Source organism: Beijerinckia sp. 28-YEA-48, assembly GCF_900104955.1.
GTDB lineage: Bacteria > Pseudomonadota > Alphaproteobacteria > Rhizobiales > Beijerinckiaceae > Terripilifer.
The window spans coordinates 97,151-119,571 of sequence record NZ_FNSI01000002.1; the positions used below are offsets into that span (position 1 = coordinate 97,151).

Annotated in this window: 18 protein-coding genes; 10 read left to right on the forward strand and 8 right to left on the reverse strand. The window is 59.4% G+C overall.

Going from position 1 to position 22,421, the window contains the following annotated elements:
- Window positions 1–165 precede the first annotated feature (165 nt).
- The 3 genes from BLW50_RS28355 to BLW50_RS28365 all read right to left on the reverse strand — a co-directional run bounded on the left by BLW50_RS28355 (window position 166) and on the right by BLW50_RS28365 (window position 3,713).
- Window positions 166–1,089, reverse strand: a complete 924-nt coding sequence (locus tag BLW50_RS28355; protein ID WP_090710092.1) for an alpha/beta hydrolase — start codon at window positions 1,087–1,089, stop codon at window positions 166–168.
- Window positions 1,090–1,120: 31 nt separating this feature from the next.
- Complete coding sequence (locus tag BLW50_RS28360; RefSeq protein WP_090710094.1) at window positions 1,121–2,614, reverse strand: amidohydrolase family protein; 1,494 nt, start codon at window positions 2,612–2,614, stop codon at window positions 1,121–1,123.
- 103 nt (window positions 2,615–2,717) lie between these two features.
- Window positions 2,718–3,713: an ABC transporter substrate-binding protein gene (locus BLW50_RS28365; protein ID WP_090710096.1), complete on the reverse strand. Its 996-nt coding sequence runs from the start codon at window positions 3,711–3,713 to the stop codon at window positions 2,718–2,720.
- A gap of 232 nt (window positions 3,714–3,945) precedes the next feature.
- Here BLW50_RS28365 and BLW50_RS28370 point away from each other — a divergent pair, with 232 nt between their 5' ends.
- From BLW50_RS28370 to BLW50_RS28380, 3 genes are read left to right on the forward strand one after another with little or no spacing between them, the layout of a single operon-like run.
- A complete protein-coding gene (locus BLW50_RS28370; protein ID WP_090710098.1) occupies window positions 3,946–4,551 on the forward strand; it encodes a glutathione S-transferase family protein in 606 nt (201 codons plus the stop codon).
- Window positions 4,552–4,591: 40 nt separating this feature from the next.
- Window positions 4,592–5,629 carry a CDP-6-deoxy-delta-3,4-glucoseen reductase gene (locus tag BLW50_RS28375; protein ID WP_090710101.1) on the forward strand — a complete coding sequence of 346 codons (1,038 nt, stop codon included), beginning with the start codon at window positions 4,592–4,594 and terminating at the stop codon, window positions 5,627–5,629.
- Between the two features lie 23 nt (window positions 5,630–5,652).
- Window positions 5,653–6,159 carry a VOC family protein gene (locus tag BLW50_RS28380; protein WP_090710103.1) on the forward strand — a complete coding sequence of 169 codons (507 nt, stop codon included), beginning with the start codon at window positions 5,653–5,655 and terminating at the stop codon, window positions 6,157–6,159.
- Between the two features lie 293 nt (window positions 6,160–6,452).
- On the opposite strand, the gene BLW50_RS28385 is transcribed toward BLW50_RS28380, so the two are convergent.
- Entirely contained in the window at window positions 6,453–7,061 is a 609-nt protein-coding gene (locus tag BLW50_RS28385; RefSeq protein ID WP_170850430.1) for a TetR/AcrR family transcriptional regulator, read from the reverse strand.
- Window positions 7,062–7,229: 168 nt separating this feature from the next.
- Between BLW50_RS28385 and BLW50_RS28390 the strand changes: the two genes are divergently transcribed.
- Genes BLW50_RS28390 through BLW50_RS28405 form a run of 4 tightly spaced genes read left to right on the forward strand, consistent with a single transcriptional unit; the run spans window position 7,230 to window position 11,787 of the window.
- Window positions 7,230–8,375 (forward strand): acyl-CoA dehydrogenase family protein, encoded by a 1,146-nt coding sequence (locus BLW50_RS28390; protein ID WP_210186175.1) that lies wholly within the window; start codon window positions 7,230–7,232, stop codon window positions 8,373–8,375.
- Between the two features lie 22 nt (window positions 8,376–8,397).
- Entirely contained in the window at window positions 8,398–9,972 is a 1,575-nt protein-coding gene (locus BLW50_RS28395) for a class I adenylate-forming enzyme family protein (RefSeq protein ID WP_090710110.1), read from the forward strand.
- Entirely contained in the window at window positions 9,962–11,008 is a 1,047-nt protein-coding gene (locus BLW50_RS28400) for a 2,5-dihydroxypyridine 5,6-dioxygenase NicX family protein (RefSeq protein WP_090710113.1), read from the forward strand. Before BLW50_RS28395 ends, BLW50_RS28400 begins: the two co-directional genes overlap by 11 nt.
- Window positions 11,005–11,787, forward strand: coding sequence for an alpha/beta fold hydrolase (locus BLW50_RS28405; protein ID WP_090710116.1), 783 nt, complete (start codon window positions 11,005–11,007; stop codon window positions 11,785–11,787). Before BLW50_RS28400 ends, BLW50_RS28405 begins: the two co-directional genes overlap by 4 nt.
- Before the next feature lie 384 nt (window positions 11,788–12,171).
- On the opposite strand, the gene BLW50_RS28410 is transcribed toward BLW50_RS28405, so the two are convergent.
- Genes BLW50_RS28410 through BLW50_RS28420 form a run of 3 tightly spaced genes read right to left on the reverse strand, consistent with a single transcriptional unit; the run spans window position 12,172 to window position 15,158 of the window.
- Window positions 12,172–13,164 carry an NAD(P)H-quinone oxidoreductase gene (locus BLW50_RS28410; RefSeq protein WP_210186176.1) on the reverse strand — a complete coding sequence of 331 codons (993 nt, stop codon included), beginning with the start codon at window positions 13,162–13,164 and terminating at the stop codon, window positions 12,172–12,174.
- A gap of 27 nt (window positions 13,165–13,191) precedes the next feature.
- Window positions 13,192–14,454, reverse strand: a complete 1,263-nt coding sequence (locus BLW50_RS28415; RefSeq protein ID WP_090710118.1) for a phenylacetate--CoA ligase family protein — start codon at window positions 14,452–14,454, stop codon at window positions 13,192–13,194.
- Window positions 14,454–15,158: a FadR/GntR family transcriptional regulator gene (locus BLW50_RS28420; protein WP_090710121.1), complete on the reverse strand. Its 705-nt coding sequence runs from the start codon at window positions 15,156–15,158 to the stop codon at window positions 14,454–14,456. Before BLW50_RS28420 ends, BLW50_RS28415 begins: the two co-directional genes overlap by 1 nt.
- A gap of 323 nt (window positions 15,159–15,481) precedes the next feature.
- Between BLW50_RS28420 and BLW50_RS28425 the strand changes: the two genes are divergently transcribed.
- From BLW50_RS28425 to BLW50_RS28435, 3 genes are all read left to right on the forward strand, one after another.
- Window positions 15,482–16,885 carry an MFS transporter gene (locus BLW50_RS28425; RefSeq protein ID WP_244544510.1) on the forward strand — a complete coding sequence of 468 codons (1,404 nt, stop codon included), beginning with the start codon at window positions 15,482–15,484 and terminating at the stop codon, window positions 16,883–16,885.
- A 91-nt stretch (window positions 16,886–16,976) separates the two neighbouring features.
- Window positions 16,977–17,945: a Bug family tripartite tricarboxylate transporter substrate binding protein gene (locus tag BLW50_RS28430; protein ID WP_090710125.1), complete on the forward strand. Its 969-nt coding sequence runs from the start codon at window positions 16,977–16,979 to the stop codon at window positions 17,943–17,945.
- 120 nt (window positions 17,946–18,065) lie between these two features.
- Window positions 18,066–19,763, forward strand: coding sequence for an amidohydrolase (locus BLW50_RS28435; protein ID WP_090710127.1), 1,698 nt, complete (start codon window positions 18,066–18,068; stop codon window positions 19,761–19,763).
- Window positions 19,764–19,877: 114 nt separating this feature from the next.
- On the opposite strand, the gene BLW50_RS28440 is transcribed toward BLW50_RS28435, so the two are convergent.
- Window positions 19,878–22,070, reverse strand: coding sequence for an amylo-alpha-1,6-glucosidase (locus BLW50_RS28440; protein ID WP_090710129.1), 2,193 nt, complete (start codon window positions 22,068–22,070; stop codon window positions 19,878–19,880).
- Between the last annotated feature and the right edge of the window lie 351 nt (window positions 22,071–22,421).

Consider the following 22,421-nt stretch of genomic DNA (forward strand, 5'->3'; position numbering starts at 1 on the left):
GGGCCAGACTGGCCTTTCGCTCATTACTCAAGCATCAGTTTCGGCATGGATATTTTCTCTCACGCAGCGTGTCCTTCCCTACGTCCACCTCCATCAAGATAGACCCTAAATCATGGCTGACGCCGTCGTCATTTCTCAATCGATTCATCAATCGCGGGGTGCGTTTTAGAAGCCACTTTCTTTAAGAAACCGAAGCACCTGGGGGCCAATCACGCCACCATAACTGGTCTGATCCACAGGATCGGTGACAAAGAAATGACCGGCGCCGGGGACAGCAATGGCTCGCACGTAAATACCTGCCTGCTTCAAGGCTAATAAGAAAGCATCGCTCTGACTCGCAGGATCAACCACGTTATCCTCCTTGCCGTAAACGAGCATGAAACGGATGCCCCTCTTATCGACCGTCGCATAGTTGAGAGGTGATGATTCATAATAGACTTTGCGATTGACGTAGAGTGGCGCGCCCAGAAATACCTCGGTCATATTCTCGTAAGGACGCGTTGTCTGATAGCGTTGCCACATCGCCGGCATGTCATAGATGCCATAGAAGCCGACGACGGCTTTCACTTTTGTCGACATATCGGCGTGAGGATCGGATCGATACGCGCTCGAATAGAGTGGCTCCTCGCCTGCCAGCCCGACCAGGGCTGCCAAGTGCGCGCCGGAGCTGTCCCCGATCAAGCCGATTCGATCTGGATCGACACCCAGGCTTGCCGCATTGGCCCGCACATATTGGATAGCCGCCTTGATATCATGGATTGCGCCCGGATAGCTGCGCGCACCTGGCTTGTTGAGGCGATATTCAACGGAGAACACCGCATAACCATTCTTGGCCAGATAGGGGCCCCATGTCAGGTAATATTTGCGATCACCCATGATCCAGCCGCCGCCATGCAGAGCGATGAGCACCGGCGCTTTCTCAAGGCCCTGCGGCATATAGAGATCGCCGACGAGCTTCTCCTTATCGTGCTCGACGAAGGCGATGTCGTTGCGCGTCGTCACCGCATATTCGGCTCGCGCGGCGTCGAGCGGACCGACGACAATGATAGCTAAGCCGATTAGGGAAAGAATATGCCGTAGTCTGAACATATGAATCTCCTCCAAAATGATCAGGTGCGGATCAGGCCGGATCGACGAAAGCCGCGAGGCGTGCGTTCGTTTCCCGGATGTCGCTCAGCAGCTTGCGACGATCGACACTGGTCAACTCGCCGCCCTTCGCGAGCACGCGGCCATCGGCCATCACCAGCGAAACATTGCGCGGATGGGCATGCAGCACGAGCGTGTCCCACGGGTTGGTCATGGGCCCGGTGTTGAAATCGTCGATACTGACCAGGATCAGATCGGCACGCTTGCCGACGGTGAGGGAGCCGATGGTCTTTTCGAGGCCCAGAACCTTCGCACCTTCGATGGTTGCCAATTGCAGCAGCCGTTTGGTGGTGAGAAGGTTGCGCTCGCCATAGCCCAGCCGATGCCGATCATATTTGTACATGATGCGCACGATGGCGAAGAAGTCGGTATTGCCGGCCACTGTTTCGTCGATGCCGAAACCGCATTGCACGCCGGAATGCAGCAACTCATTGAGCTGAATCTCGCCACCTTCCGGCGTGATGCCGCGTCCGGCGCTCTTCTCGATATCGACCCGTGGCCGCTGGGCCTCGCCGGTCGGCGCGCAGCAGAAGGCCGTGCCGCGGCTCTTGAGAATGGCGCGCTCTTCCTCCACCGTGAACATCGGATGAAAGAGCTCCACATCGGGGCCCAGCAGGTTGTTCTTCTCCAATTCGAAGACAAGCCCTGCCGGCGAAGCGTGCAGAGTGATCGGCAGGCCGAGTTCGCGCGCGCCGCCCCAATCTCGTTTAGCGATGTCGTAAGTGATGGCCGAGCGCAGGCTCTGGCCTGAGACGAGATTACGCGAGCAGATGCCCAGAGACAGCCGATTGTCGGTTGCTGCAGGATCGGAGAACCACTCCTTCTTGGTTCGCGCCAGACCGGCCAGATCCATCGGTTGATCGGAGCGGCCTTGCTGCGGCCCGCCGTAAGAGAAACGGCCGCGAATGCCCATGTCGCGCATGGCGCTCAATTCCGCATCGGCCCATTCGGGACCACGTGTGTTGTGGCAGAAATTGTTGAGGGTCGTGACGCCGGAGAGGATGCCATCGGCCAGTGCCCAGCGTGCGGTCCGATAGGCATCCAGCGGCGTCGTGCGGGCGCCGATGCGGGTCGTCACCGGAAAATTGTCATAGCGGATGTCATCGGTACGCAACCACTGCCGGCAATTCGTGACCCACAAATGCCAATGGGTGTCGACAAAGCCGGGCATACAGATCGTCTCAGCCCCGTTGATTACTTCCGCTTGCGGCGCGTTGAGATTGGGGCCAATGGCAACGATGACGCCATCGCGCACATGCAAATCGCCCGATGGAATTTCGTTATGCTGGCTGTCCATGGTCAGCAGGTAGGCATTGCGAATGATGTATTCGCCGCGTCGGGGTAGCTGTCCGGCAGGTGCCTTGGAGGCCGCATATTCCGGAGCCTGCTGAGATTGGACGCTTCGTGTGGTGACAAGACCGATGCCAGCGGCGCCGGCAGCGAGAACTGTCCGTCGATTGACTTGCATGAATTCCCCCCCTCGCCTCTGCAAACGCTTCGTCACCACCGGGAGGCCGAACGCCGAAGGATGACGATTATGTGCATATCCAAGTTCTGAACTTTGGATGTCGTCAGCGTTCGATATTGCGGTAGATGTCGGATGGTTTGATGTTCTCGCCAGTATTGAACATCCTGCGGAACAGAATGAGACTTTCCTGGATGCGACTTGGCTGGATATCGCCCCGATTCATATCGAGTGCTAGCTGCTTTCGATCGAAAATTGCAGCCACCTCTTTAATCTGGGCGATCAGAATGCTCTTCTGCAGCGTCGGATACTGTTTGAGAATCAGATCGGCAGCTTCATCAGGCGCGGCAAAAGCAGCGTCAAAGCCTTTGAAAGAGGCTTCAATGAACTTCCCAGCGATCTGTGGTCGCTTCTTCAAAAACTCTTCGCTAGCTACGATTCCGCCGCCGTACGTGTCGTAGCCGGATTCGCGATAGCGAATGACGCCGATCTTCTTGCCCGCCTGGGCCGCCTGCTCGACGAGCAGCGGAAGACTGTTCCCCTCCCAGCAATCGGCGAGATCGATCTTGCCTTCAAGCAGCGAGGTATTAACCACGCCAGGGCTGACGCGCAGGACTTTAAGATAGTTTCGAGGCAGCTTATTTAGCTCGAGCCAGATCGGAATGACATTCTGCATAACCGAAGTAGCGCCAGCCCCGACCGATTTACCCGCCAGATCCGCCAACGTCAGATCCCGGTCGCCCTTCAGGTAGCAGATCGCTCCAGCATTAGAGTTGCTGATCGCAGAGATGTATAAGGTGTTGCCGCCGTTGACGCGGTTGAGAAACACGCTCAACGGGTCGCCGTAACCGAAATCGAACATCCCCTGCGCAACCTCGTTGACCGTGCGCTGACCGCCGTAACCTTGATAAATGGTGACCTCAAGACCGACGTCGGAATAGAAGCCTTTGGCATTAGCAACGAGAAAACCGCTTTGGCTTCCCTGCGGAAGCCAAGACATGTTGAAGGTGACTTTTTCAGAAGCCGAAATCGGCGATGCGAAGACCCAAAAAAAGGTAGCCAGAACGAAGCTGCGCAGCGTCTTCCTCGATTGGACTGTCATACAAGCCCCCCAAACGAATTCGTGCAGCGGTTGGGTCCGCCCGACAGCGGCGACCGCCCTCCCATCAAACGTTCAGAATAATTTTCTGTGTATGCATTGACCTGCTTTAGGTACACATATACATTATTTAGTATGGACGTAAATATAAATTGCATATTCAAGGTCGAAAGATTTTGGCCCGCGAAAAGGGCTGACGACGGGAAACAGCCGTCCTAATCATGGGTGAGGGGTGATGATCGATTTGTATTACGCCCCTACCGGCAACGGTTATCGTGCGTGCATCATTCTGAGAGAGGCCGAGCTGGAGTTTCGGCCGCATCGCATCCATTTCACCGCCAAACCGGAAGAGCTGTTCAAGCTCAACCCCAGCGGAACCATTCCAGTCATCCGCGATTCCGAAGGGCTGGATGGTCGACCATTGGTACTGTCGCAGTCTGGCGCGATCCTTGAGTACGTTGCTTTGAAGACAGGACGGTTTTGGCCGGCCGATTTAGGCCGCCGGGCGATGGCCTTGCAGTGGTTCGCGCATGCCCTCTCGGATGTCTCGGCATCGAGCAGCGCGTTTCATATGAGCCAGAATGACGTTCCCGAAAGATCGGAAGCCAACACGCGGTTTTGGGAGCAGTGGCTTTTGAACATGCTTGGCGCATGCGATCGGCAGCTCGAAGGTCGTGACTATCTGGCCGAAGAGGTCTCTCTGGCCGACTTCGCATTATATCCCGCAGTGATGCGCCGTCTGGGCGTCATCGAACGGCACGGCGGCATGGTCCATCTCAATCGATGGCTCGAACGAATGAGTGCGCGGCCAGGCGTCGCCGCCGGCATGGCTATGAAGTAGCGCGTTCCAACGCCATCTGCGTTAGAAGCCCGGAGGGGGAATGTCGTTTACGATTACAAATCGGTCCACGGGACACAGCTTTCCGGCTATCCCTGGTGCAAGCGTGCTGCAAGCTGCCTTGAGCGCCGGCTATGTGCTACGGCATTCGTGCCGGACGGGCCTTTGCCAGACATGCAAGACCCCGGTTCTCAGCGGCACCGTTACCTATGAAGGCAGCCTCTATGGCGACTCGCACCTCTCCGAGCAGGACCGTGCAGATGGTTTCGCACTTTTGTGTCAAGCACGAGCAAAGTCGGATCTCCTCATAGACACCGACGAGCTCTCCGGTATCGAATCATTCCCGATCAAGACCGTTCCCTGTCGCGTAATCGGGCTCGACAAGGTCGCTCCCGACGTCATGCTCGTTCGGCTTCGACTACCATCAATGGAGAATATGCGTTATGCGCCAGGCCAGCATATCGGCCTCATCATCGATGACAAAACGCAGCGCACCTATTCGATTGCCAATGACTGCAAACCCGAGGGTGTGACCGAGCTTGAGCTCCAGGTTCGCCATATGCCCGGCGGATTGTTCACAGACAAACTTTTTAATGGCCTGCGTGTTGGCCAGCTTTTGAAATTTGAAGGCCCTCTCGGTACTTTCTTTCTGCAGGAAAAAAGCAATAAGCCGATTATCTTTCTCGCCAGCGGCACCGGCTTTTCACCCATCAAAGCGATGATGGAGCACATCATCAAAAGGGGCATCCACAGGAGCCGAAAAATAGATCTCTATTGGGGTGGCCGACGGCGCGCCGACCTCTACCTCTTCGATCTTGCACAGAGGTGGAGCGAAGAACATGAAAGTATTCGCTTCGTGCCGGTCTTGTCGGAACCAAGCGACGCCTGTGCCTGGAGTGGCTCGACGGGCCTTGTACATGCACAGGTAATGAAGGACCACCCTGATCTTAGCGGCCATCAGGTCTATGCCTGCGGAGCACCCCTTATGATCCGCGCCGCACGCTCCGACTTCGCCACAAAATGCAACATGGACGCGAGAGACTTTCTCGCCGACGAATTTCTGTCCCAGTCGGACAGATAACGGATCTTCGATAGGAGCAGAGTATGAGCTTGATCAGGGAAAAAATCTTCGAACCGTTCGTCGATACCACGCCAAAGAAGGACGCGATCTTACAAACCTATATGCTATCCCATGGCACGCTGATGTGCCGGGATATGGCAAATTCCAGAAAGTTTTATGAGGAATTCCTCGGCTTCGAATGCGCTCAGCACGCACAACGGGCGATGTGTATTCGTCACGGCCTCAAGCTCCATATCGTAGTGGTCCAGGTCGGCGATCAGGTGAAGCCAAACTCCATCCTTCATCATTGGGGTCTCGAAGCCCCCACGCAAGAATATGTCGATGATGCCTATAAGATGTGCCTGGAGTACAAGGATAAATACGGCATTCTCGAAATCAAGCCACCGCAAATGTCTCACGGATCATACGGATTTTATTTTGAAGATCTCGATCATAACTGGTGGGAAATTCTCCACCATGCCGAGTTTTTCCACGACGATGCCTTTGATTTCGGCGATCGCTTTCCACAACTGAGAACACCTGCCAGTTGAAAGCACTAGACCCGCTATTCGCATCGTCGCGAGACACTGCGTTATCAATAATCGGTTGCGCGCGGTCTTCAATGGCGTTGGCGCACTGTCGATGCCGGTGCTGGCCTATGCAGAGGGCTGCCCGGTTGCTTGAATATCTGGCTGGCGGCGGCTAAGGCGATCCAGGAACGGATCATGAATCTCAGCTTATAGCGTTTTCGAACGAAGTGGACACCCGCTCGCGTGAAGAAACGCGTCAACATAAAAATCTGAAGTCTTTCACCGCTTCCGTGAAACGGTGAAAGACTTGAGTCTCACACATCGCCGTTCGTCAGATAGTGCAAACTGGCCAGCCATCGCGCCTTGCGCTGGCTGCGCGGCTCCGACTGCTGAATCAATGCTTCGCCAAAGATGAGCGAATACAGAAGACGTGCCCGCATACGCGTGTCGGCCTCGGAAAAGCCCATCGCCTGAAACTGGCGGAACAGAAAATCCAGGCGGCGCTCGTCAACGGCCCGCACGACTTGCGCAACCTTATCGTCCTGGATCGCCCATTGCCGCACCGCCAGTTCAGCGCGGAAGTTCACTGTGCCAGCATTGGCTTTCTCGAACAGCCGTTTCACGGCTTCGACGGGCGAGCTGGTCTGCGCCTCGATCTCGTCGATGATCGCCTGGGTCTCCTTATACTGCCAATGCGCCAACATCTGTTCTAGAAAATCGGCGCGCGATTTGAAGTGCCAGTAGAAACTGCCCTTGGTAACATTGAGGCCAGAGCACAGTCGCTCAATGCGGACCGCATCGGGCCCGGATTCGCCTAAAAGCCAGGCGCCATGGTCGACCCAATCCTGACGGGAGAGCTGGCGCGTCTCCGCAGTCTTTCGGCCGGTCGTCTCGCTCGTTTTCGCACTCACGGAATCATTCATGGGCCCATCATTTCGACCTGCGGGCGGCCGACGCAACGCCTTGCCCCGGCCAGACATCGATTTATCCGCTGTGATTTTGCTCAAACTTGGCTTCATGCCGATCTCCTTGACAGCGGCCATGGAATTTCTACACTCCATACCAAACAGAATGGTATGGAGGCTAGGGGCGTGAATTTCGGCATCCCAAGGACGGTTTACGACGAAGAGCACGAGATTCTGCGCGGTTCAATCGCACGCTTCCTGCGCGAGGAAGTGCTGCCGGAGTACGAAAGCTGGGAAGAGGCCGGCGCCACGCCCGCGGCGATCTGGCGACGCGCCGGTGAGATCGGCCTCCTCGGCACCAGCATTCCTGTGGAATATGGCGGCTCCGGCGGCGACTTCCGCCACGATGCCATCGTTCTGGAAGAGCTCGGCCGCTACGGCATCGCCGCCCCTGCCTGGGACATGCACAGCTACATCATCGCGCCCTTCCTGATGGCCTTTGGCACAGAAGAGCAAAAGCAGCGCTGGCTGCCGAAGATGGCCAGCGGCGAGATGATCTCGGCCATCGGTCTGACGGAACCTGGCGTCGGCAGCGACCTCAAGCAATTGCGCACCCGCGCCGTGCGCGACGGCGACAATTACGTTATCAATGGCGCCAAGACTTTCATCACCAACGGCCATATCGCCGATCATATCCTGCTGGCGACAAAGACCTCACCGGAACTGGGCGCCAAAGGCGTCACCATGTTCTGGGTCGATCTCAATTCGCCCGGCATCCGGCGTGGTCGCAATCTGAAGAAGATCGGCAACAAGGCGCAGGACACCGCCGAATTGTTCTTCGAGGACGTGCGCGTGCCCGCCGAAAACATCGTCGGCGGCGAGAACGAAGGCTGGAAAGTGCTCATGCACGGCCTCGTGCGCGAACGCCTGGTCGTTGCCGTGCGCTCGGTCGTCATCGCCGAAGCGGCACTCGATCAGACCATCGAATATACCAAGACACGTAAGGCTTTCGGCCATACGGTCTTCGACTTTCAGAACACCCAGTTCGAACTCGCCGGCATCGCCGCCGAGGTGGAAGTGGCCCGCCCGTTCGTCGATCGTTGCATCGAATTGCATGCGACGGACGAACTGAGCATGGATGTCGCGGCCAAGGCGAAACTCTGGACCACGGAGCTCGCCGACCGGGTGCTGGACAAATGCCTACAGTTGCATGGCGGCTACGGCTATATGTGGGAATTCCCCATCGCGCGGGCTTGGGCGGACGCGCGGGTGCATCGTATCTATGCGGGCACCAATGAAGTGATGAAATATATTATAGGCAGGAAATTGTAAGATCACCGTGTCAGAATCTGTCATGTCCGGGTTGTCTTTGACGTCTTTCTCCCTTGAGCACGGCACCATCCCGGCAATGGTGCTGTCGACTTGCCGTTGGACAGCGCATGAGCCACTGCTGTGCGAAGGCGATCTACGGCTGACGGGCGCCGAGACCCATGCCCGCATCGGCCCGCTGCGCGAGGCTCTGATCCAACAGGGCATCGGCCACGGTTCGACGATCGCCCTGCTCGGCGGCAGCACGATCGCGCTGGCGATCACACTGTTCGCCGCCCTGGAGCTAGGCGCGGTCTGCTGCTTCATCCACGCCTATGAGCGCGAGGATCACAATGCGGCGGTGCTGCGCCAGATCGAGGCGCGGCTGCTCATCGTCGGGCCACAAGACCTCTATCGCACCAAGGGCGCACGCATCGCCGAAAGCGCTGGCGTGCCTGTGGGGATCGTCCAGTCCGATGCCACCGCCATCGACTTCGGCGGCACTGTCGCCGCGACAGCACCGACCGCCCTTCGCCCCGTGACTTCGGACGATCCAGCCATGCTGCTGTTATCGTCCGGGACGACGGGGAAGCCGAAAGCCATCCTGCACAGCCATCGCAGCCTGTTGGCGACAGCCGCTTCAGGCCCCGCGATCTACGGGCAATGTAGCGCCCGCGACAGCGTCGCCATCGGCATGCAACCGTCCTTCGCCGCATGGATATTCACCATGCTGCCGTTCTTCGCGGCGCGAGCGCGCATCTGCTTTTCAGAATGGACGAGCGCGCAGGATTATCTGGCCCTGCTGGCGCGCGAAAAGATCACTATCGCGGCTTTGGTGCCCACGGTGTGGCGCATGGTCGTCGCCGCGGAGCCCGAACAACACGATCTCTCGGCCCTGCAGGTGGCTTTCTTTTCCGGTGAGCCGGGATCCTCGCGCCTGATCGATGCTCTGGCGGTGATCGCGCCTGATGTGCGCACTGCCTATCTCGCATCCGAGATCGGCTGCGCCTGCGGCATTGCCGGCGGTCTCGATGTATTGGCCCAACCGGGCAAGGCCGCGTCTGTCGGCCGCCCGGTTCCCAATGCGGACCTGCGTCTCGTCGATCCCGAAAGCGACGTATTGCGCGATGTCGCGCCAGGCGAAACCGGCGAGATCGCCATACGCGGCGCTTCGCTCGCTCGCGGCTATTGGAAGAACGACGAACTGACAACGGCGCGTTTCATCGACGGCTGGTGGCGCAGCGGCGATCTCGGCCTGATCGATGCCGATGGCTATGTCTTCGTCAAAGGGCGCATCGACAACCGCATCAACAGTGGCGGCGTCAAGATCCATGCCGAGGAAGTGGAAGCCGCCCTGCTCACCCACCCGGATATCGCCATGGCCGCCGTGGTCGGCGAGCCCGATCCGCAATGGGGCGAGCGCGTCGTCGCCCATGTGGTGTCGCGCAATGTCAATCTGACGGCCGCCGCCATCGGTGAATTCTGCGTCAGCGCCGGCCTGCTGTCCGGCCGGAAGATTCCTAAAGCAATCTATTTCCACGACCGCCTGCCGACCGGACCAACGAACAAACTCTATCGGCAGGCGCTGCGGCAAAAAGGGGGGCCTTCCGATGCTCAATGACCGGATCGAGGAACGGTGGATCGCCGCCTTCGAGAAAGTGTTCACGCTCAGCAAGATCGGCGCGGGCGACGATGTCGCCATTCTGGCGGAAAGCCAATCGCGCGCGCTCAACATCCACCTGACCGAGCTGGCCCTGTTGCGCATGGGCGCGCGGCCCTTTCACGTGAGCGTGCCGACGCCGGCGCAAAAGATCCGCGTGCCGATCCGTTCCACCGGCGCCAGCGCCGCCATCGGCGGCCAGCGCCCGGTGATCGAAGCGCTGAAAGCCTGCCCCGTCGTCATCGATCTAACGGTCGAAGGGCTGATGCATGCGCCGGAAACCCGCGAAATCCTGCAGGCCGGCACGCGCATTCTCAACATCAGCAACGAACATCCCGATGCGCTCGAACGGCTGGTGCCGGATGAGACGATCCGGCAGCGTTGCCTGCGCGCGCGCGAACTGTGCAAGAACGCCAGCCGCATGACGGTGACATCGGCCGCCGGTACAAACCTCGACATCGATCTGGTTAAAACCGTGCACGTGCCGATCTGGGGCTATACCGACAAGCCCGGCACATTGGCACATTGGCCCGGCGGGCTTATCGTCAATTTCCCGCGCGCCAACACCGTCAACGGCACTTTGGTGATCGATGCCGGAGACATCAATCTCACCTTCAAACGCTATCTCGACTCGCCCGTGACATTAACCCTTGAGAACGATTTCGTCGTTGATATCGCCGGGCAAGGTACAGACGCCGAACTGATGCGCCGCTATCTGGCGGTGTGGGGCGACAGGAATGCCTATGCAGTCGCTCATGTCGGCATTGGCCTGCATCCGGATGCGCGCTACGAGGCGCTGACCATGTACGACCAGCGCGACACCAACGGCACGGAGCTGCGCGCCTTCGCCGGCAACTTCCTGTTCTCTACCGGCGCCAACGAATTCGCTGACCGGTTCACCCTCGGCCATTTCGACATTCCCGTGCGCGGCTGCACCATCAAGGTGGACGATACGGTGCTCGTGGAAGCCGGCGCGTTGACGCAGGTGCTAGCATGACCGAGCTTGCAGCCAACACACTCGCCGCAAAGACGCGCGGCCGAGGCCAGCCCATCGTGTTCCTGCATGGCCTCGGCGGCAGCAGCGAAAGCTGGGTGCCGCAATTGCGCACGCTCGGCGATCATTACCATTGCATCGCGCCCGATCTGCCGGGCTATGGCGCCTCGCCGGAAACGACGCCGATGAGCCTGTCGGCCTGGGCCGATGCCTTGGCGCGTCTCTTCGATGCCATGAAGCTCGACAAGGTCATTCTTGTCGGCCATTCGCTGGGCGGCATGCTGGCGCAGGAATTCATGATCGACCATGCGGCGCGCGTGTCGAAACTCGTGCTCTCCTGCACCAGCCCGGCCTTCGGCCGCAAGGATGGCGAATTTCAAAAGCAGTTCGTCTCGGCCCGGCTGCGCAAGCTGGAAGAAGGCGGCACGATGCGCGATGTCGCCGAAGAAGCGACCCCGACCTTGTTCAGCCCCGCCGCCAGCCACGAGGCCGTCGATTCGGCCATTGTCACCATGTGGCAAGTGCCGGAAAAGACCTATCGCGCCGCGCTCGACTGCCTGGTCGGCTTCGACCGCAAGGAAGAATTGACGAAGATCGCCGTGCCGACCCTGCTTCTGTCAGCCGAGCACGATCGCGCCGCGCCTCTCATCGTGATGGAGCGCATGGCGGAGAAAATCCCGCACGCCCGCCATGTATCGATGCCGGGCCTCGGCCACCTGCCCAACATCGAAGCGCCGGAACGCTTCGACCATGCGCTGACCACGTTTATCAAAGCGGTTTGAGGCGGGATCGCGGTTCTGGAAACGCGATAGAGAGGCCTCGGTGTCATCCCCGACGCCTGCGCGGCAGGCGATCGGGGATCCAGGGCAACCACTTTATTCTTATGGAGCGCATCGCGCGCATCCATCACGCAGCCGTTCGTCACACAGGCCAAACATAATTCCGCCGCCCCACTTTCCTATTCTAGAAGACGGAAGGTCCTCGCTGAGCGCACCTTCTGGGGTCCGAAGAGCCCTCAGGGAGGGGGTGTCCCGCGATTCTGAGGAACAACCCCATGGAAGGACACTGTCAAGCGGGCAAAAAGCGCAAATGCGGGACAACCGTATATGCCATAAATAGCTGCGGCACAGTGCTAACCTGAAACGCCAGCACCGCGCCCCTTGTCCTTATGGCACGGTGAGAACGATCTTGCCGATATGCGTCGAGGTTTCCATCAGCGCGTGCGCCTCAGCCGCCTCTTCCAGCGTGAAGACTTGGTGAACGGCCGACTTGATCCGCCCCGCTTCGATCAACGGCCAGATCTTGGCGCGCAGCGTCGTCGCGATCGCCGCCTTGAAGGCAACGGGGCGAGCCCGCAACGTCGAACCGGTGATCCAGGCACGCTTAAGCATCAGCGGCATGATGTCGATCGGCGCCTGCGAACCCCCGAGGAAAGCGATCAGCACGATACGGCCTTCCAAGGCCACGCAGGCGATTTCGCGCTTCAGATAATCGCCACCGACCATGTCGAGAATGACGTCGGCGCCCTTGCCTTCGGTCGCCTGTTTCACCACTTTGACGAAATCCTGCGTCTTGTAATTGATCGTCACGTCGGCGCCGAAGTCCTGGCAGGCGCGGCATTTGTCGTCGCTACCCGCAGTGGTGATGACGCGGCTGCCCAGCGCTTTCGCCATCTGAATGGCGGTAACGCCGATGCCCGAAGAACCGCCTTGGATCAGCAAGGTTTCGCCGGCCGTCAACCGACCGCGATCGAACACATTGCTCCACACGGTGAAGAAGGTTTCCGGCAAGGATGCCGCTTCGATCAGGCTGAGACCCTTTGGCACCGGCAAGCATTGACCAGCTGGCACCGCGCAATATTCAGCGTAACCGCCGCCTGTGACCAAGGCGCAGACTTCATCGCCGACCTTCCAACCCGATACGGCCCCGCCGACCTGTTCGATGCGGCCGGCGATTTCAAGGCCGGGAATGTCGCTCGCGCCGGGCGGTGGCGGATAGACACCGCTGCGCTGCGCCACGTCCGGCCGATTGACGCCGGCAGCCGCCACGCGCACGAGCACGTCGTCGGCCGCTATCGTCGGCACCGGCCGCGTCGTCATCCGCAGCACGTCGGGACCGCCCGGTTGCGTGATTTCGACAGCCTGCATCGTCTTTGTCATGCGCTTCTCATTGGTAGGTGAGGATGGTCAGGCGCGCCAAAGCCGCCGCGACTTCATCTCGTAGCGTGGCAGCGTATGGGGCGGCAGCAGAGTAATCTCGCTCGGAACCTGCAGCCGTTCAGCGAAAGCCAAGGCCAAACGCCGCTCGAGGTGAGCGACATCGCTGACGTCGAGACCGTATTCGGCGCGCAGATGCAGACGGTCATCGTTCTGCCGGTGGACAATTTCGAACGCCAAGGTCGTTTCGGGATTGAACGCAGCAACCACGGCCTGCACCTGCGAAGGCAGGATGCGGCGATCTTCGATGACGATCGCATCATCGATGCGGCCGAGGCAAGTCAGGCGCGGCGTCGTGCGCCCGCACGGACAGGCCGACAGATGGGCGCGCACGATGTCGCCGGTGCGCAGCCGCACCACAGGCGTGCATTCGCGTGTCAGGTGGGTGGCCACCAGTTCTCCTTCGATACCATCTTCAAAAGGCAGAACACGCCCCGTCAACGGATCGACCAATTCGAGCAGCAGGCCGTTGGTCGCCACCAGATGATTGCCTTCCGACAGGCCGCAGCGCGCACCGTAAACCGGCAGGAGATCGGCATTGCCAAGACCCTCGACCGCCGGAACGCCAGTGACGCGCTCAATGACGCGGCGCAATTCCGGAATGCTGCCGCCCGGCTCGGCGCCGAGCAGAATGCCGCGCAAGGTCGGGATGTTCAGCCCGTCCGCGCCGAGATAATCGGTCAAGTGATCGATATAGGACGGCGTGCAGATCATGAAGTTGATGCGCGTGTCGTTGGCGATGCGCAACAGGTGTTGCGGATCGACCGGGCCGGCGGGCACCACTGTCGCCCCGAGCCGCTGAAACCCAGCCGCGATCGGCAAGCCGCCAGTGAACATGCCGAAGCCGAGCGCGTCGAGCACGACATCGCCCTCGCCCACGCCATTGATGGAGAAGCATTCCTGCGCCGTCGCCACCCAGCTTTCCCAGTCGCGCGCCGTGATGCCGACATAGTGCGGCGGCGCGGTCGTGCCCGACGATGAATGAATGAAGCGCACATCTTTCAGATCGGCAACGGCATGGTGGCCGAGCGGCGGCGCCTGCGTCTGGCTCAGGCGGATTTCCGACAGGACCATCATCGGCAGATCGGCAATGTCGCGCATATGATCGAGTTTCGCGACGGCTACGCCCTTGAGCTTCTGCGCATAGAAAGGCGAGCGCGCCACGAGGCGCTGCAATTGCGCCTGTAGCACTGCGACATCCGGATCGGCGCAGTAGAATCGGGCCGCAGCCATCAGCTATCGGCACCATGTTCGAAAAGCAGATGGGCCTTCATCAGCTCCACCGCACGTTCGCTGTCGCCCTCCTCCACCGCGCGCGCAATCGCTTCGTGCTGGGCATGGCATTCGATGACCCAGGCACGATCCTGGACACGCGGACTGATCGAGGTCCGGATCGGCCGGACTAACTCCGCCAGGAAATAGCCGAACAGTGGATTGGCGGCGAGATGAGCGAGCGTGATGTGGAAGTCTGTGAGCGCGTTGATCGCCCGCGCCGGGGTTAAGTTCGGATTGGCCGAATGGGACAGGGCCGTGCGTAGATCAAGCAGATCGCGCGGCGAGCGGCAGGCAACCGTCCGCATCAACCCGGGCTCGATGCTGAGGCGCACTTCAAGCAACTGACCATCGTCCGTCACCGGCAGAGCGACGCTGTTCCGCGATGGCCGGAATTCATCTGGCACGCGCTCGGAAACGAAGGTGCCACCAGCCGAGCCGCGACGAACTTCCAGATAACCACGGGTCTCCAGCACCCTGACGGCCTCGCGGATAACCGTACGAGAGACGCCGAAGCTCTCCGCCAGTCGCGGCTCGGACGGCAATTTCGCGCCAGGACCGAGATCGCCGCGGTTGATCGCATCGCGCATCTGCTGGACGACGGATTCCGATTTGCGCCCCTGACGGATCACTTCGATGTTCTTCAGGAGTGGGCTTGATGGCATGGAGGCTTCACTATCTGGCTCGGCATGCGGCCGGATGGCCGCCCGAATGGTTCATACCCGCCTCCCGCAGTTCGTACCATTTGTAATCCCTGTATCGGGAACCACTGAACAGGCTTGACTCGGACGGCAAGGCATATGTCTAATGTCTAACATATAATGTTAGATGCGGGAGGGGATTGGCAACAGAAAGTTTCGGCCGTCGGCACCAGACCGAACGGCAAGGGGGACGTCAACGGACGCAACGGAGGGGACCGGCCCATGAATGGCCGGGAAAGCCAGCGGCAAACGGCCCCAAGAGGCCGGGCGCCGACAGAAGAGTCCTGATGCCCAACCTTGCCCGAGAGGCACTGCTGCGGGCGCCGCCTGCACCGCATCGGCCACGGGCGCCGGGCGCGGCCAGCATCATCTCGGGGGAGCACATCATGACGCAAGTGAACACCACGGCCGCGGCCGCACCACGAACATCCAACATGTTTCGGGTCGCATTGGCCTCGTGCATCGGCACGGCCATCGAATATTATGATTACCTTGCCTTCGGCATCGCCGCGGCGTTGATCTTCAACCAATTGTTCTTTCCGGCGCAGGACCCGCTGACCGGCACCCTGCTCGCTTTCGCCGCCTTCGGCACAGGCTTCATCGTGCGACCACTGGGCGGCATCATCATCGGCCATTTCGGCGATCGCATCGGCCGCAAACGCATGCTGGTGCTGACGCTGGTGTTGATGGGTGGCGCCACGTTCCTCATCGGCTGCTTGCCAACTTATGAACAGATCGGCATCTGGGCACCGATCGCGCTTGTGCTCCTGCGGCTGATCCAGGGCTTTTCGGCGGGCGGAGAATGGGCCGGCGCGGTGTTGATGGCGGTCGAACATGCGCCGCCGAACCGGCGCGGCTTTTACGGTAGCTGGGCCATGCTGGGCATTGGTCTGGGAAGCCTTCTCGCACTCCTGGCTTTTGCGGCGCTGGGTGGCCTCGATCCGCAGGCTTTCCGCGATTGGGGCTGGCGCGTGCCTTTCCTCATCAGCGCGATCTTGATTCCAGTCGGTCTATATATTCGCCTGCGCATCGCGGAGTCGCCATCGTTCGATGAATTGCGCAAGCGCAATGCGGTCTTACGCGTTCCCATTCTCGATGCGATCCGCAACTATCCGAAGGCCATCCTGCTCACGGCAGGCACCAATCTCGGCTACAATACCTTCATCTATCTTGTTTTCACTTTCACACTCACTTATGCGACGCAACAGTTGAAGCTGCCGCGCAGCCTGATTTTGAATGCATCAATGGCCGGCGCGGTGCTGCAAATGCTGTCGGTGCTGCTGTTCGCCGCCATCTCAGACAAGGTCGGCCGCAAACCGGTGCTGATGGTCGGAGCGGTAGCGATCGCGGCCTACGCTTTCATCTTCTTCCGTATTCTCGATATCGGTACGCCGACGGCGGTCTATGTCGCGATTTGCATGGCTTATGTCGTGTCCGCCATCATGTTCGGACCGATCGGCGCCTTCTTCTGCGAGCATTTCGGCACGCAGGTTCGCTACAGCGGCGCGTCACTGGGCTATCAGCTCGGCGCGGTGCTTGGCGGCGGCCTCGCCCCGACCCTGGCGGTGGCGCTCTACAGCATGAGCAACAATCAGACATGGTCGGTGTCGCTCTACGTCGCGATCGTTGCAGCCATCAGCCTCGTCTGCCTGATGTTGTTGCGCGAAACGGCGCACGAGGAGCAAAAATAGTCGGCATCGGCCTCTCCGGACTGGTATCGCTTCTGCGTCCAGTCTGGGGAGTGTAATAAAGTATCGTAGAAAACTTCAGAGGGAGACATGAATGTGCTTATCACTTCGGCATACGGCCCTCGCGGCTGCATTTCTCCTGCACATCATCGCAAGTCCGGCAAATGCTCAACAGCAAACCGTACGCCTCTTCGTCGGCCTTCCCGCTGGCGGATCGGTCGACGTGCTGGCCCGGTTGCTCGCCGATAAACTGCAGGCGAGCCTGGGCAAGAGTGTAATCGTCGAAAATCGGCCAGGCGCATCGGCACGTATTGCCGTACAGGCCGTCAAATCGTCCCCGCCCGATGGCAGTGCCCTCTTGGTCACGCCCGGCGCCATTGTTCATCTCTATCCGCACGTCTTCAAAAATCTCGGCTACGACCCCTTCAAAGATCTGACGCCGATCTCGAAGCTGGTGACCTGGGACTTCGGCTTCGCCGTACCCGCCAATTCCTCCATCAAGACGGTGCGGGATTTTATCGATGCCGCAAAAGCCAACCCGAAAGCCGCCTTCTACGGCTCGCCGTCGAGCGGCAGCCCGCAACATCTGCTCGGCGTGCAGATGGCCAGCGTACTCGGCGTACCCCTGCAACATGTCTGGTTCAAAGGCGCTGCCGATGCCGTCAATGCGCTGTTGAGCGATGCCGTGCCTTCGGCCGTGCTGGCGCTCGGTGATCTGAGCCAACAGCATAAAGCTGGCACGCTCCGCGTTCTGGCAACGTTTAGCAAGGAACGCTCCATCCTCATGCCCGACGTGCCGACGATGACGGAACTCGGCTATCCGGAGCTACAGGCGACGGGCGGGGTTGCCTTCTACGGTCCAGGAGGCATGAGCCGCGAGCTTAGTGAAAGCCTGAGCCGAGCAGCTCAGGCCGCACTGGATGATCCCATTGTGAAAGATCGCATCCAAAAGATGGATATCATCCCAGTCAGCAGCACGTCGAGGGAATTGCAGGAGTATGATCTTCGCGAACTCGATCGCTGGCACGACAGCGCCAAGGCATCCGGCTTTTTCGCCGACTAATGTCGCGATCCGCCTTGTGGACAGCGCCAGACCGTCTTTCTGCGTTTTGGGCTTGGCGAACGTGCGCCGCGCTCCCATAAGTTTGCTCACCTGATACAAGCCAACCTGACTGAGTGAGACATGTCCGACGCCATTCGCCATTCCGCCTCCGAAGCCGCTTTCCTCGACGGCAATATCATTCTGCCCAATGGACAAGCGCGCGCGCTGTTAACGCGTGGATCGCGGATCGCCGCCATTGGCTCGGTCGCGGAGATCCGGCAAGCCATGGCGGCAAACGCCCGGGTGATCGATCTCAAAAATCGCACGGTGATCGCCGGTCTCATCGATGGCCATGCCCATATGGATCGCGAAGGCATGAAGAGCATCCTGCCACCGCTCGCCGATGCGACCAGTGTTGAACAGGTGGTGGATAAGATCGCGGCACTTGCAGCAACCAGACAGCCGGGCGAGTGGATCGTCACCAATCCGCTCGGCCTACCGCCCACCTTCGACAACTTGCCGGGTACGCTTGCCGAGAAACGCTATCCGAACCGCTGGGACCTCGACCGCGCTGCTCCTGATAATCCAGTCTACATCCGCTCCATCTGGGGTTATTGGCGCCCGTCCCTGCCGCTGGTGTCCGTCGCCAACAGCGCCGCCCTGAAATTGGCCGGCATTACCCGCGACAGCAAGGCGCCGGTGGAAAGCGTCCAGATCGGTGTAGATCCCTCGACCAGTGAACCGGACGGCATCTTCTATGAATGGAACAAGATGCCGGTGGTTGAACATACGCTGATGCGCAGCGCCCCGAATTTTACGCGTGATCAACGCATTGCGGGACTGCGGGAGTCGATGCGCATCTACAATAGCTTCGGTACGACCGGTGTATTTGAAGGCCACGGTGCGTCGACGGATGTTATCGCCACCTACAAACATCTGCGTGCCAGCAATGCGTTGACTGTCCGCGCCGGTTTGATGTTCAGTCCGGCCTGGCGCTCCTCAAATCTGGCCGATTGCGTTGATGTTCTGAAATCGTGGGGCCAGTGGCTCGCCGGGCGAGGCCTCGGTGACGAATGGCTGCGCGTGCAGGGCATGTTCTGCGAGGCGGACGACTCACCTGAGCAAAAGTTGCGCGCCGCCGCTTTCCCGCAGACCGGCTGGGCGGGCTTTCACTGCTCGGCCTTGCCGGAAACGATCCTGCAGCCGTTGCTCGTCGAAGCGGCGCGCGCCGGCATTCGCGTCACCGGCATCTGGCCCAGCAACTTGCGCCTTTTCGCTGAGGTTGACAAAATCGCTCCCATTGCCGGGCAACGCTGGGTCCTCGGCCATATCATGAGCTTGGACGCGGACGACATTCGCCTGATCAAGGATCTTGGCCTTGTCATCACCACGCACACCAGCGCTTTTCTCTACAAGCAGGGTTTGCAGCAGAAGGCGACACTGGGCCAGGCACGCGAAAGCGAGATCGTGCCACTGCGAGCCCTAATCGATGCGGGCGTTCCCGTATCTCTCGGCAGCGACAACGTTCCTCCGACCCTATTCGCCTCGATCGGCCACTGCATCTCACGGCGCGAACGCAGCGGCGCTATCGTGGCTGCCGACCAGGCGATCAGCCGTCGTGAAGCCCTTCACTGCGCGACGGCAGGCGGTGCCTATCTCACGTTCGAGGAAGACGAACGCGGCACGCTGGAAGTCGGCAAGCTCGCCGACTTCGCCGTGCTCTCCGAGAATCTCCTCACCTGTCCCGAAGATCGGATTGGTCATATCCTTGCCGACATGACCGTAGTCGGCGGCGCGGTCGTCTATGAGCGGGCGATAGCGCAACCACATGCAAGTTGAGTTCTAATCGACTGTCCAGCAAGTACGCGATCAGAATAAATTTCTTAGACTGCCGAGAGCAAGAATGTAGCGCTTATGCTGCTTATACTCCAGTCTGTAACAACGCTGTCGCTTCTAAGTTTGCACGTCCTTACGAGACGACTGGGTGGAAATGCTGGTTGCGTTCTGGTGAGCACACACAGCCCGACGTTCCACGACCTCTCGATTTCCCTTAAGCACCTTGAAAAGCGTGTCTTTGCCGTCCCGCCAGAAGCGGATATCGAAGCTTTTCTTTCCCAGTCTCAGGTCAGTCAATGTTATGTCCAGCAGCCAGTCAGGCAGCGCGGGATCGACATATAATTTGCCCCGCGGTGCGTCCTGCTCGAGACCCAACATTGCCTGCAATAGCATGAATGGAGATCCGGCGGCCCAGGCCTGTGGCACGTTGGCACCAAGATACTGCACCGGAAAATTTGTGGGGTCGCGTTGTAAACCGGCATATAGCTCCGGCAATTGGTTCAGCAGGAAATAGCGCGCGGCTCCGCTGATATCGCGTGCCACCTTTGCCGCCTCCGCCGCAAAGCCGTAACGGCGCATGCCGAATGCTATCAGCGAATTGTCATGCGGCCAAACCGCCCCGGTTTGGTAATTGTACGGATTGAACGAAGGATGATTCGCCGACAGCGTTCGAATGCCCCAGCCGCTCCACATATCTTTTTGCATCAGCCGCTTGACCACGATGGCTGCACGTTCCGGCGCGATGATGCCTGACCACAGGCAGTGGCCGACATTGGAGGTCACCGATAGAACCTTTTTCTTGTCACCATCCAATGCATAGGCATAGAAGCCCGTTTTCTCATCCCAGAAGTCATCGTTGAACTTCTTGAACAGCGCCGCCGCTTTTTTTCGCAGCGCATTGGCGCGTCGTCTGTTCCCCAGTTCGTCGTAGATCTCGGCCATCCGCAGCCACGCGTCATAAACATAGCCCTGTAATTCGCATAACGCTTTGGGCCCGCGGACCAGCGAGCCGTCGGCATACATGACGGCATCTCCAGAATCCTTCCACGACATGTTCTCATAGCCAGCGGTCGATCGCGTCTGGTATTCTTGGAAACCGTCGCCGTCTCGATCGCCGTATTTGTCGATCCAGGTAAGGCAGGCCTCGGCGTTGGGCAGTTGGCGTTTTATGAGCGCGGCATCGCCGGTGGCGCGCCAGGCAGCGTGCAGCGCTACAAGATATAGAGGCGTCGCATCTGCGGTGCCGTAGTAAGGGGTGTGTGGGATCAACTTGAAATGTGCCAGCTCGCCATAACGCAGCTCGTGCAATATTTTCCCGGGCTCGGCGTCGCGGTAGTCGTCGCGCTGTGTCGCCTGATATCGCCCCAGGACTTCCAGTGCTCCGGCCGCGAACTCCGGATAGACGATCATCGTCTGCAAAGAGACGATAAGGGTATCGCGGCCAAACAACGCCAGGAACCACGGCAATCCGGCGGCCGGTACAAACACCATATGATCCGTACCCTGCAACGGAAGCCGCAAGGCCGCCATATCCTGTATACCCTGACTATAGCAGCGATAGAACTCCTCATTGCTGGAGGTAATTTTCAAAACCGTACGCTGCCATTCGTCCATCTTGTCGGCATGGTCCGATGGTCCGTGATGGCATTCCTTCGGGCCCCGAATAAGTTTCGAGCCGTCCACTAGGCCATAAATGAGGCAACGATGCCAGGCTTGCCCGGGCTTCAGCGCGATATCGAAACTCAGACGCCCGTTGGCGTTCACCGTCGGCTTGCCCACTCCCTCGCTCGTGCGGATGATCACTTCCCGACAAAAATCCTTATTGCGATAGGTGATACGGAGTATCTCCCGCTTGGCTGACCACGCGGTGGTGATGCGGCCTCGCCGAACGATGTCCTCACCCTTCACCTCGAAAATGTCAGCGAAATCAGCGCGGATCGCGATCTCCAGGTTGAAACGTACTGGCTGCTGACTGTTGTTGGTGATGTCGAGGTCTTCATGCAGTCCGCCATCGATATGACGGCCGATCACCAAGCCCAGTGTACGCGCCGCGATCGGGCCACCTTCGGTTACGAACGCGCCGTTGGTCAGGAATATCCGCGCCGCGTGGGGAGCAACGGCGCCGCCGTTCAGCAAGTCCCACGGTTCGCCGTTGGCATAGATCGCCCAAGCACTGATGACCCTCGTATCGCGGAAATATAGACCGCGTTTGCTGGGCCAGTTGATCTGGCCGTCGGGCTCGGTCACCAAAACCGTGTGCCCCTGATGGATCGCGATCTGGTCTGGGCCAACCTGAACCCTGAACGCCATGCGCGCAATCCTTCTCGAAGCTACCCGTTCACGGCCACTGAAGACCGGCGTCTTTGACGTCGCAAATCCAGCAAGGCCTCCCACATGCTGATTAAAGGGAGGACTGCGATCGAATCCGGATACTCAAATCGCGCTTATCTTATCGCCAAGATGTTCCCTATCGCAGGCTTGGAAACTAAACTTCTTTACAGGCAAACCCAGTCGGATTCGGGAGTTGGTTAAACAGCACGATAGCCGGATCTAAGTAGTTTCCGAGTCTGCTACTGCAGACGCCCCAATGTTTATCATATTTCCGTCGCCTGGGCCGGAACTTTAAGGCGTAGGCGTAAGTTCAACTGTCGGTACAGGGAC